This is a genomic window from Baekduia sp. Peel2402, assembly GCF_052567285.1.
Map to the genome: position 1 here is coordinate 3,043,128 of NZ_CP199582.1, position 11,733 is coordinate 3,054,860.

An 11,733-nucleotide genomic window follows, 5' to 3' on the forward strand; every position below is an offset into this window, starting at 1 on the left:
CCGGCCTGATGGCCGCAGGCGACGAGCGCGTCGCGCCCCTTCTGGGGGCGCGTCGCACGTCCGTCGCCGACCTCCAGCGCGAGGTCGAGCGTCTCACTGAGGCGCTCGCCCTCGCCGAGGAGCGTCGTCGCACCGCCGAGCGCACGCTCGCCGACGTCGCCTCCATGGCCGCCGCAGACGCGGCCGACCTCCGCGCTCGCCTCGCCGAGCTGCAAGCGCGCCTCGATGCGCGCGATGACGTCGCTCCGGCGGCGGTTCCGGCCGTGGCCGCGCCCGTTTCGCCCGCCGCGGCGGATGGCGGGCGCCCGCGCTCTTCGGCGTGGCGACGGGTCCGGCGGATGGCGCTCCTCGCGGGCGCGGTCGCCGGGATCGCGCTGATCACCGACGGCCTGCTGACGATCTTCTGGCAGGAGCCGCTGACCGCGCTGCAGCAGTCCCACGACCAGGCGGCGCTGCGCAACGACCTCTCCCAGCTGCAGGAGACGATGCGCGCCACGCCCGGCGCGCCGAACGAGACGGCGTCCGAGAAGCTGCGCCGACGGGCCCGGGCGCTGTCGACCGCACGCGGCGATGGCAAGGCCCTTGGGTCGGTCTCGATCCCGCGGATCGGGCTGAAGACGGTGTTCGTGGAGTCGACCACCCACGACTCGTTGAAGAAGGGCCCCGGCCACTACCGCGGCACGGTCCTGCCCGGGATGACCGGGACGGTCGGCCTGGCCGGCCACCGCACGACCTATGGCGCGCCGTTTCGCCGTGTCGACGAGCTGGTCAAGGGCTCGCGGATCGTGATGCGGATGCCGTACGGGACGTTCACCTACAAGGTGACCGGGACGCGGATCACGACGCCCGACGACGCGTCCTCGCTGGTCTCGCACGCGGGCGCCAACAAGCTCGTGCTGACCGCCTGCCACCCGCTCTACAGCGCGGCGAAGCGGATCGTCGTCAGCGCGCGGCTGGCGTCGTCGACGCCGGCGTAGCGCCACCGCCCAGGCGCTGAGCGCAGACGTCGATCGCGTCGGCTGACGCGTCGATGAGCACGAACGGCCGCCCCAGCTCGCGCGCCGCGACGCCGAGCGTCCCCGACCCGGCGAAGAAGTCCAGGCACCAGCCGTTGGGCTTGGACGACGCCGCCACGCACCGGCGCACCACGCCGAGCGGCTTCTGCGTCGGATAGCCGGTGCGCTCGGCGCCGGACGTCGGCACGATCGTGTGCCACCACACGTCGGTCGGCCGCTTGCCGCGCGCGAGCTGCTCGGGCGTGACCAGGCCGGGTGACATGTAGGGCTCGCGGTCGACCTCGTCGTCGTCGAAGTGGTAGGCGTCGCGGTCCTTGACGTAGACGAGGATCACGTCGTGCTTGGCGGGCCAGCGCCGGCGCGGCTTGGCGCCGTAGTCATAGGCCCAGATCAGCTCGTTGAGGAAGCACTGGCGGCCGAAGATCTGATCCAGCAGGACCTTGACGTAGTGCGACTCGCGCGGGTCGAGGTGGACGTAGAGCGTCCCGTGCTGAGCCAGCAGGCGCTTGGCCTCGTGCAGGCGCGGCTCGAGGTAGGCGGGCAGGTCCTCGAAGCGATCGTCGTAGGCCATCGCGGGGCCGTCGACCTTCTCGGTCCGGTACCTGCGGCCCCCGAAGCCGGTGCGCGTGCCGCCGTCCGGATCGGCCACCGCGCGCAGCGACGCGCGCGCCTGGGCCCGCCCGGTGTTGAACGGCGGATCGATGTAGATGACGTCGAACGCGCCGTCGGGCAGGTACGGCAGGACGCTCAGGTTCTCGCCGCGGATGAGAAGGTCCTCATCGCCTAGGGCGAGCGGGGCGGTCGGGGGATCGGGCAGGACGCGCAAGGCCCGCGAATGTGGCACGGTGACCGGACGATGCGCCGACGGGCCACCGCCCAGCTCGCCCTCCTGGTGGCCGTGATCCTCGCGGCGATCGTGCTGGCGCTGCTCGCGCGCGACGGCACCGACGAAGGCCCGCGGACGTTGGCGCCCGGGGCGGGCTCGACCGACGCGACGCGCGACCCGTTCGCCTATGACGGCGACCGCCGCGCGGAGTTCGAGGAGCGCGCTGCGGCGGGGCTCTCGCACGTGTTGTACGCCAAGTCGCCGGGCGGCGTGATGGAGACGGCGCGGCGTGTGGAGGCGCTGCGGCCGACGGTCTCGGATGTCGCGCGGCGGGCGGGGCAGGACGCCGACACGCTCGAGGCGATCGTCTTCCTGGAGAGCGGCGGCCGCCCCGACGTGGCGGCCAGCGACGACCTGGAGAGCGCCGTCGGCCTGACGCAGATCCTCGCGCAGACCGGGACCGGGTTGTTGGGGTTGAAGGTCGACGTCGCGAGGTCGGAGAAGCTGACGCGCTCGATCGCGCGGTCGCAGTCCGAGAAGCGAATCGCGCGGCTGAAGGCGCAGCGGCGCAAGGTCGACGAGCGCTTTGACCCGCGCAAGGCGCTGGAGGCGACGACGCGCTACCTGGAGTTCGCCGCCGACAACCTGCACGGTCGCAAGGACCTCGCGGTCGAGAGCTACCACATGGGCGTCGGCAACCTTCAGCGCGCGTTGAAGGCCTATGGGAACGACGACATCCCCTACGCCCAGCTGTTCTTCGACTCGACGCCGATCCGCCATGCGGCCGCGTGGAAGGTGTTGTCGTCGTTGGGCGATGACTCCTCGACCTACCTGTGGCGCATCGGCGCGGCCAAGGCCATCATGAAGCTCTACCGGGATGACCCGAAGAAGCTGGAAGCCCAGGACGAGCTCCAGGACTGGCCGAGCGCCGAGCACGTCCTGCGCCCGCCGACGACCACGCCGGTGTTCGACAGCGCCGAGGCGTTGAAGACGAGCGACCTCGCGGTCGTGGACGGACGCGCATTGCGGGTGTCACGCGCGCTCGCGTCCGGCCCGGTCGGCGAGCGCTCGCTGCGCGCGCCCGCGCTGATCCTCTTGCGCCAGCTCGCACTGGGCGTGCAAACCGTGGCCAAGACCGCGCCGGTCATCGTCACCAAGGCCTCCACCACCTCCGGCGGCGAGGGCTTCGTCGGCGAGGGCGTCGAGGCCGAGCCCTCCACCCACGCCACCGGCTACGCCTTCGACCTCTCGCGCCGGTATCGCTCTCCGGCCCAGGCCCAAGCCCTCCAGTTCTGGCTCGACCGCCTCACCGCCCTCGACCTCATCGCCTGGGTGCGCGAGCCGGACGTGATCCACATCACGGTCGGCCCGCGGGCGGGCGCCAGCTAGCGCCCCACTTCGCGGTCCGGGTCGCCTGATGGTGAACTATTCACCACGAGACGACCCGGATCGCCCCGCGACCAACTCCTAGGAGTTGGTGGCGGAGAGCAGGTCCTTGGCGACCTGGGCGACGTGCTCGCCGGTGATGCCGAGCTTCTCGAGGACGAGGGGGCCCGGTGCGGAGGCGCCGAAGCGGTCGATGGCGACGGTGCGGTCGACCCAGCGCTCCCAGCCCATGGAGACGCCGGCCTCTACGGAGACGCTCGGCAGCGTCGGCGGCAGGACCTCGTCGCGGTAGGCGTCATCCTGCTCGGCGAAGAGCTCCCAGGAGGGCATGCTCACCACGCGGGCGCCGATGCCCTGGTCGGCCAGCAGCTTCTGGGCCTCCAGGGCGGTGCTGACCTCCGAGCCGGTGCCGACGAGCGCGACCTGCTCGGGGCGGGCGGGATCCGATTCTGGCTTCAACACATAGGCGCCGCGGCCGACGCCGTCGAAGTCGATGTCGAGGATCGGCAAGTCCTGGCGCGAGAGCACGAGGACGGCGGGGCCCTCGAGGTCCTCGATCATGACCCGCCAGGCCTCGGCGGTCTCGTTGCCGTCGGCGGGCCGCAGGACGACCAGGCCCGGGATCGCGCGCAGCGCGGCGAGGTGCTCGACCGGCTGGTGGGTCGGGCCGTCCTCGCCCAGCGCGACGCTGTCGTGCGTGTAGACCCAGGCGACGCGCAGGCCGGTGAGCGCGCTCAACCGGATCGAACCGCGCATGTAGTCGGCGAACTGGAGGAACGTCGAGCCGTAGGGCCGCAGGATGCCGCCGTGCGCCGCCAGGCCGTTGACCGCGCCGCCCATGCCGTGCTCGCGCACGCCCCAGAACACGTTGCGCCCGGAGTGCGCCTTGGAGTAGCGCTCGTCGTCGCCGCCCGGGAACTCGGTCTTGGTGGACTCGCTCAGGTCCGCCGCTCCGCCGACGAGCGTCGGGACGAACGGCGACATGACGGCCATCGCCTTCTGGCCCGCGGAGCGCGTGGCGATCTTGTCCTTGTCGCCCCAGTCGACGTTGCGCAGAGCCTCCTTCAGGCCCGGCAGCGGTCGGCCGCCGTAGGAGCCGCCCTCCCACGCCAAGTCCCACTCCTTGCCGGCGTCGGCGTTGGCGCCCTTCCAGTCATCGAGCCGCGACTGCCACTCGGCCTGCGCCGCGGCGCCGCGCTCAGCCGCCTTGGCGAACTCCTCGTAGACGCCGTCGGGAACGTAGAAGTCCTTGTCGGGGTCCCAGCCCATCGCCTCCTTCGTCGCGCGCACTTCGTCGTCGCCCAGCGGCGCGCCGTGCGCCTTCGACGTCCCGGCCTTGTTCGGCGACGGGTAGCCGATGATCGACTTCACGCGGATGAGCGTCGGCGCGTCGTCGCGGCGCTTGCCCTCCTCGATCGCCTGCTCGATGGCGGTGAGGTCCTGCGCGTCGTGGACCTCGAGGACGTGCCAGCCGTAGGCCTCGAAGCGCTTGCCGACGTCCTCGACGTTGAACGACAGCGACGTCGGCCCGTCGAGCGAAATCGAGTTGTCGTCGTAGAGGTAGACGAGCTTGCCCAGGCCGTACTGGCCGGCGATCGACGCGGCCTCGGCGGCGATGCCCTCCATCAGGTCGCCGTCGGAGACGATCGCGTAGGTGTAGTGGTCCATCACGTCCGCGCCGTACTTGTCGCGCAAGAAACGCTCCGCGAGCGCCATGCCGACGCCGTTGGCGAAGCCCTGACCCAAAGGCCCGGTCGTGACCTCGACGCCCGGCGTGACGTGGACGCGGTCGCGCTCCGGGTGGCCCGGGGTCAGCGAGCCCCACTGGCGGAACTTCTTCAGCTCGTCCAGCGGCAGGTCGTAGCCGGACAGGTGCAGGACGCTGTAGAGCAGCATCGACCCGTGGCCGGCGGACAGGATGAAGCGGTCGCGGTCGGGCCAGTCCGGGTCCTTCGGGTTGTGCCGCATGACCTTCGCGTACAACACGTACGCGGCAGGAGCCATGCCAAGCGGAAGTCCGGGGTGGCCGCTGTTCGCCTTCTGGACGGCGTCCATCGACAGCGTGCGGATCGTGTCGACGCCGAGCTGGTCGATCGAGGTGGAGGTGGTGGCGGCTTCCATACATCACAACCTACCCCGCCGAAGGCCCTACTACAGGGCCAATGACCGCCTGGTCACGGCGTCAACTGCCTGGTCGGGTCACCGGCCTCCAGCGACGGATCCGACTTGGAGGCCCGCAGCTCGTAAGCGGCGCGCTTGCCCTCGTCGATCTGCATCAGCACCTGGTCGGCCTTCAGCGCGCGGCTGAGGCCTTCGCGCCCGTTGCGCGGGAGCAGGTTCATCACCTTGGTGATGCCCGCGACCGAGCGCGGGACGAAGACGTCGAAGCGCAGGTCCTGCAGGGCGGAGACGATCTCACCGGCGACGTCGTCGGGCTGGACCGTCTTCACGCCGCGCGTCTCGGTCAGGCCGCTGGCCAGCTCGGTGTTGACGACGACCGGCATGACGCAGGAGACCTCGACGCCGGTGCCACGCAGCTCGGCGCGAAGGGCCTCGGTCAGGCCGACGACATAGTGCTTGGTCCCGCAGTAGGTGCCGCCGCCCGGGAAGCCGCCCTTGCCGGCGGTCGAGGCGACGTTGACGACGTGGCCGCGGCCGCGCGCCAGGAAGCGCGGGACGATCTCCTTGACGCCGTGCATGACGCCGTTGACGTTGATGTCGATCATGCGCTGGGTGGTGGCGTCGTCCTCCTCCCAGATCGTGTGGCCGACCTGCATGATCCCCGCGTTGTTGACCAGGACGTCGATCGGGCCGAGCTGCGCCTCGGCGCCGTCCAGGAACGCCTTGACCGACTCGCGCTGCGTGACGTCGAGCTCGAAGGCGACGGTGCCGTGCCCGAGCTCCTTGGCCGTCTGCTGCGCGGTGGCGAGGTCGAGGTCCCCGATGGCGACCTTCATCCCCTCGCGGAGGAAGGCCTGCGCGGTGGCGCGGCCGATGCCGCGGGCGGCGCCGGTGATCGCGGCGACCTGGCCGGTGAGGATGCGGTGCTGCTTGGCCATGGGACAGAGCCTCCAGACAAAGATGACGGGGGCGTCACCGTAACAGACCGGGCTTGACCGCGCGAGGTACGCTGACACCGTGTCAACCCCGGTCGCGGTTCTCCTGTCCGAAGTCCAGCTCGCGACGCTCAAGCAGCTCGTGGACACCTTCGCCCCGGAGGTGGCGCGGGACGACGACCCCTCGGGCTTCTGGGCGCGGCGCGGCTCCGATCTCGGCGTGGACGCCGCGATCGCGCAGCAGCTCTCATCGGGCGCGGTGCCCGAGGCCGACGTCGAGGGCATCCGGCAGCTGCTCGACGCGCTGCAGGCCCAGGGCTTCGACGGCGCGCCGCAGCCCGTGCGCGAGGCGATCCTGCACGGCTTCATGGACAGCGACCCGGGCGCGCTGGCGGGCCTGAGCGGCCTGCGCGCGCTGACGTTCCTGTTGTTCTACGCGATCCCGGATCCGACGAACGGCAAGAACCCCAACTGGGAGGCGATCGGCTACCCGGGCCCGCGCGCGGTGCCGCCGTCGGCCGACGAGGCGCCGAAGACGATCGGGATCACGCGGCCCTCCGGCGGCGAGCTAACCCTGACCGCCGACGTCGTGGTGATCGGCTCCGGCAGCGGCGGCGGCGTGATCGCCGGCAAGCTCGCGGGTGCGGGCAAGGACGTCGTGGTGCTCGAGGCCGGCGGCTATTACAACGAGTCCGATTTCAACCAGCTCGAGCTGTGGGCCTACCAGAACCTCTACCGCGCGGGCGGGCTGGCGCAGACCGCCGAGGGCCAGGTCGCGCTGATGACCGGGTCCAACCTCGGCGGCGGCTCGACGGTCAACTGGACCAACTGCCTGCGCACCTACGACTGGGTCCGCGAGGAGTGGGAGCAGACGTACGGCTTGGAGGGCCTGAGCGGCGCCGCATACGACCGCCATCTCGACGAGGTGAGCAAGCGGATCGGCGTGACCGACCAGTGCTCGGACGCCAACGGCCCCAACCAGCGCGTGCTGGACGCGGCGGCCAAGCTCGGGATCGACGGGCGCGCGATCACGCGCAACGCCGACCCGGAGAAGTACGACGCCGACCTGGCCGGGCTGATGGGCTTCGGCGACGTGTCGGGCGCCAAGCTCGGCACGCTGAAGACCTACCTCCAGGACGCGGCCGACGCGGGCGCGCGGTTCGTCGTCAACTGCCGCGCGGACAAGGTCCTGACCGAGAACGGCCGCGCGGCGGGGATCGAGGCGACCTACGTCGACCCCGAGACCGGCGCGCCGACGCGCGTGGTCGTGCGCGCGCCGCAGGTCGTGGTCGCCGCGGGCGCGCTGGACACGCCGGCGCTGCTGCTGCGCTCCGGCATCGGCGGCCCGGCCGCGGGCGACTACCTGCGCCTGCACCCCGCGACCGCCGTCATCGGCGTCTACGACGAGACCCAGAAGGCGTGGTGGGGCGCGCCCCAGACGGCGCTGAGCATGGAGTACAACAACCTCGCCGACGGCTACGGGTACCTGGTCGAGACCTCACACGCCTCGCCGGGCGTGACCGGCACGTCGGTCCCGTGGGAGACCGGCGAGCAGCACAAGGCCGACATGGCGCGCGGGCCGCAGTCCTCGGCGATGGTCTTCCTGATCCGCGACCGCGGCCACGGCCGGGTGACGATCGACGGCGCCGGGCAGCCGATCCACACCTATCCGTTCGACGACGCGATGGACCTCGCGCACTTCCGCCACGGGCTGAAGACGATGGCGCGGATGCACGACGCGGCGGGCGCCAGCGAGATCATCACCTTGCACCGCAAGCCGCAGCGCTGGCTGCGCGACGGCGCCGAGTCCCTGGACGACTACGCGCAGCGGATCCACGACGCGCCGCTGTCGCCCTTCGAGCACGCGACGTTCTCGCTGCACCACATGGGCAGCGCGCGCATGGGCACCGACCCCAAGACGTCGGTGGCCGGCCCGTGGGGCGAGCTGCACGACACGCCCGGCGTCTGGATCGGCGACGCCTCTGCCTTCCCGACCGCGAGCGGGACCAACCCGATGCTCACGACGATGGCGCTGGCGCACCGGACCGCGGAGGCGATCGCCGCGGCGGTCTGATCTGGGACAGCGACGCACCGAATTCACGTGTTCTTTAGGACACGTCGGAATCGACATGTCATCATCCGGACATTCCCGGGCCGCCGCCTAAGCGACAGGTGCTCCGCCACGCCCTCCTCGGACTGCTGGCCGAGCGGCCGATGAGCGGCTACGAGCTGGACCAGCGCTTCGAGGCGTCGGTCGGCTCGACGTGGACTGCGGGCCACTCGCAGATCTACCCCGAGCTGAACCGTCTGGCCGGCGAGGGCCTGATCGAGCCGGGCGAGCCGGGGCCGCGCGGGCGCAAGACCTACGCGATCACCGACGCGGGCGTCGCGGCGGTGCGCGAGTGGCTCTCGGAGACCGATCCGGACCGCACGGTGCGCGACGAGTCCGCGCTGCGCACGTACTTCCTGTGGCTGATGGAGCCCGCGGCGGCGCGGGCGCACGTGGAGTCCGAGCGCGACGCCGCCCAGGAGACGCTGCGCTCCTTGCGCGCGACGGCTGCCGCCCGCCGCCCCGCCACGCCCGCCGAGCGCTCGCAGCGGATCGCGCTAGAGGCCGGGCTGCGCTGGGCCCAAGCGCGAGCGGAGTGGGCCGAATGGGCCCTGGACCGCCTCGACAGCGTCGCCGAAGACGCGGCGTAGCGAGCGGCGACGGCGGCCAAACGGCCCGGTTCGGGCCACCTGGCCGATGTGATGGCGCGCGGACGCCGCGAGCGCCGTTAGCGTTCACGCATGTCCACGTATTTCGAGCACGGTGGTCGCCGGCTCGCCTACACGGTCTTCGGGGACGGCCCGCGCACGACGGTCCTGCTCCACGGGCTGCTGCTGAGCCAGAAGATGCACAAGCCGCTGGCGCGCACGCTGGCGGCCGAAGGCCATCGCGTGGTCACGATGGACCTGCTCGGGCACGGCAAGTCCGACCGCCCGCGGGACATGTCCGCCTACTCGATGCCGTTCTTCGGCGAGCAGGTGATCGGGCTGCTGGACCACCTCGGCGTCGACGAGGCCGTGCTGGCCGGGACGTCGCTGGGCGCCAACACGACGCTGGAGGCCGCCGCCGCGCACCCCGAGCGCGTGCGCGGGATGGTCGTCGAGATGCCGGTGCTCGACAACGCGCTGCTGGGCTGCGCGATCGCGTTCACGCCGCTGATGTGCGCGCTGACGTTCGGCGAGCCGGTCATGAAGGGCGTCTCGTGGGTCACGCGCAAGGTCCCGACGGGGCGCGTCTGGGGCGCCGACGTCCTGCTGGACACCGTCCGCCAACAGCCCGGCCCGAGCGCCGCGGTCCTCCAGGGCCTGTTCTTCGGGCGGGTCGCGCCGCACCGCGACGTCCGGCGCACGATCGACGTGCCCGCGCTGGTGATCGGACACGACCGCGACCCGGTCCACCCGTTCAGCGACTCCGACGCGCTCGTGCACGAGCTGCCGGACGCGCGGCTGCTGCGCGCCGACTCGCTGCTGGAGCTGCGCCTCACGCCTGAGCGGCTCACCAACGAGATCGCGGGCTTCCTGGATCACTGCTGGGCGCCGCGGCGAGCGGCGGCCGCGGCGTAGCCGGACCTCGCGAGGCGGTTGACGGATCGTCATGAGCTTTACGCACCCTTCATCCGCGCACCGCTAGGCTCTCGCGCGTGGCGAGCCGCAAGGAAGAGAAGGAGCGCCTCCGCAAGGAGCGCGAGGAACGTCAAAAGGCCGAGGACAGCAAGGTGGCGGGCAAGCGCCGGCTGCAGCTGGTCGGTGCCGGGGTGCTCGGCATCGTCGCCGTAGGCGCGGTGATCGGCGCGATCGTCGCCAGCGGCGGCGGCGACGACAACAAGAGCTCCGCGGCCAACGGCGAGGACGCCTACGCCAAGGCGGCAATCCCCGCCCGCAAGGTCACGGACTTCGACGAGGCCGTGAAGGCCTCCGGCTGCGTGTACAAGCACTACACGTCCGAGGGCCGCACGCACCTCAACTCCGACACGGCCGTCAACAACAAGTACAAGACGAACCCGCCCACGTCGGGCGACCACCGGCCGACGCCGGCCGCGGACGGCGTGTACGCGCCGGCCAACACGCCCGACAAGGAGAACTACGTCCACACGCTGGAGCACGGCCGCATCGAGCTCCAGTACGCGCCGACCGCGCCCAAGCTGGTCAAGGACCAGCTGAACACGCTCTTTAACGAGAAGAACAAGGGCGCGGAGGGCTACCACATGGTGTTGTTCCAGAACAACACCGAGATGCCCTACGAGGTCGCGGCGACGGCGTGGACGCAGCTCATCGGCTGCAAGACGGTCAACGACAAGACGTGGGACGCGCTGCGCGCCTTCCGCGACCGCTTCACCGACAAGGGCCCGGAGCTGATCCAGTAAGGGACCGCGCCGCGCGCCTCAGCGCGGCGCAGGCGGGCCGGGCGGCGCGACGATGTCCCGCCCGGTCGGCTCCAGCTGCTCGTCGAGCTCGAGCTGCCAGAAGTAGCGGGTGAAGGTCCGCCCGGCGAGAAAGTCGCCCACGTGCGGCTCGACGGCCTCGCCGTTGGCGATGCGGGTGATCAGCTCGGGGTAGCTCTGGCCGGGACGCGCAGCGTAGACCGGCGCCGGGAACGCGCCCCCGAAGCGCGTGTTGACATCGGTGATGCCAAGGCCGACCTCCTTGTCGCGGAAGGCCTGGACGGTCGCGGGCCCGCGGACGCCGAAGGCCTCGACGACGCGGCGGCCGAGGTCGATCAGCTCCGCGTCGGCGATCACGGTGCCCTTGATCGACTCGCCGCCGCGCGACTCGAGCATCGTGCGCGGGATCGCGTTGAGGCAGACGCCGTCGCGGTCGCTGAGGCAGTCGATCGAGAACTCCGGGCCGTCCATGAGGCGCTGGAGCATCACGGGCTCGTCGATGTAGTCGATGAAGAACTCGGCCTGCGCGCGGGTGTAGGCCGGGAAGATGTTGCGGGCGCCGCTGCCGTGGATCGGCTTGACCATCACGGGATAGGACGCGATCGCGTCGAGGTCGTCGGCGCGGACGGTGGGCGGCGAGGGCAGGCCGTGCTGCTGGAGCAGCTCGTGGCAGGCGAACTTGTCGTAGGTCGACTCGGCGATGTGCGGATCGGGCACGAGCGCCTGCGGCAGGCGGCCGTCGGCGCGGGCGTGCGCGAGGACGTCGATGTCCAGATCGGTGAGCGGAACGATCGCGCCAACGTCGTGCTCCTCGACCAGGCGCTGCAGCGCCGGGACGTAGTCGGGGTCCTTGATCAGCGGGACGCTCGTGCGGACCGTCGCTGCGTACTGGGCCGGCGACAGCGGGTTCGGATCGCACGCGACCAGGCGCGTGTGCTGCGCGAAGGCGCTGACGATGTCGTAGCGCTTGCCCGTCCCGGTGAGCATCACGGCCTTGAGGTTCATCGAAGGTGAGTTTG

General features: G+C 71.5%; 10 protein-coding genes. 6 read left to right on the top strand and 4 right to left on the bottom strand.

The window, feature by feature from the left end; genetic code table 11:
- The first annotated feature begins 8 nt into the window (after window positions 1–8).
- The gene (locus ACT01A_RS14880; protein ID WP_445147868.1) at window positions 9–977 is read left to right on the top strand and encodes a sortase; all 969 of its coding nucleotides are present in this window, start codon (window positions 9–11) and stop codon (window positions 975–977) included.
- Here ACT01A_RS14880 and ACT01A_RS14885 read toward each other — a convergent pair.
- Window positions 943–1,833: a DNA-methyltransferase gene (locus tag ACT01A_RS14885; protein ID WP_445152834.1), complete on the bottom strand. Its 891-nt coding sequence runs from the start codon at window positions 1,831–1,833 to the stop codon at window positions 943–945. The genes ACT01A_RS14880 and ACT01A_RS14885 overlap by 35 nt on opposite strands.
- A 39-nt stretch (window positions 1,834–1,872) precedes the next feature.
- Between ACT01A_RS14885 and ACT01A_RS14890 the strand changes: the two genes are divergently transcribed.
- Complete coding sequence (locus tag ACT01A_RS14890; RefSeq protein WP_445147869.1) at window positions 1,873–3,231, top strand: transglycosylase SLT domain-containing protein; 1,359 nt, start codon at window positions 1,873–1,875, stop codon at window positions 3,229–3,231.
- 78 nt (window positions 3,232–3,309) lie between these two features.
- On the opposite strand, the gene tkt is transcribed toward ACT01A_RS14890, so the two are convergent.
- Both tkt and ACT01A_RS14900 read right to left on the bottom strand, forming a co-directional pair.
- Window positions 3,310–5,349, bottom strand: a complete 2,040-nt coding sequence (gene tkt, locus ACT01A_RS14895) for a transketolase (protein ID WP_445147870.1) — start codon at window positions 5,347–5,349, stop codon at window positions 3,310–3,312.
- 53 nt (window positions 5,350–5,402) lie between these two features.
- On the bottom strand, window positions 5,403–6,287 hold the full coding sequence (locus tag ACT01A_RS14900; protein ID WP_445147871.1) for an SDR family oxidoreductase: 885 nt from the start codon (window positions 6,285–6,287) through the stop codon (window positions 5,403–5,405).
- 79 nt (window positions 6,288–6,366) lie between these two features.
- Between ACT01A_RS14900 and ACT01A_RS14905 the strand changes: the two genes are divergently transcribed.
- The 4 genes from ACT01A_RS14905 to ACT01A_RS14920 all read left to right on the top strand — a co-directional run bounded on the left by ACT01A_RS14905 (window position 6,367) and on the right by ACT01A_RS14920 (window position 10,696).
- A complete protein-coding gene (locus ACT01A_RS14905; protein WP_445147872.1) occupies window positions 6,367–8,358 on the top strand; it encodes an FAD-dependent oxidoreductase in 1,992 nt (663 codons plus the stop codon).
- Window positions 8,359–8,456: 98 nt separating this feature from the next.
- Entirely contained in the window at window positions 8,457–8,984 is a 528-nt protein-coding gene (locus ACT01A_RS14910; protein WP_445147873.1) for a PadR family transcriptional regulator, read from the top strand.
- 90 nt (window positions 8,985–9,074) lie between these two features.
- The gene (locus ACT01A_RS14915) at window positions 9,075–9,896 is read left to right on the top strand and encodes an alpha/beta fold hydrolase (protein ID WP_445147874.1); all 822 of its coding nucleotides are present in this window, start codon (window positions 9,075–9,077) and stop codon (window positions 9,894–9,896) included.
- 77 nt (window positions 9,897–9,973) lie between these two features.
- Window positions 9,974–10,696, top strand: coding sequence for a DUF3105 domain-containing protein (locus tag ACT01A_RS14920; protein ID WP_445147875.1), 723 nt, complete (start codon window positions 9,974–9,976; stop codon window positions 10,694–10,696).
- 18 nt (window positions 10,697–10,714) lie between these two features.
- Here the strand turns inward: ACT01A_RS14920 and ACT01A_RS14925 are convergent, their stop codons facing one another.
- Entirely contained in the window at window positions 10,715–11,719 is a 1,005-nt protein-coding gene (locus tag ACT01A_RS14925) for an ATP-grasp domain-containing protein (RefSeq protein ID WP_445147876.1), read from the bottom strand.
- Window positions 11,720–11,733: the final 14 nt, after the last annotated feature.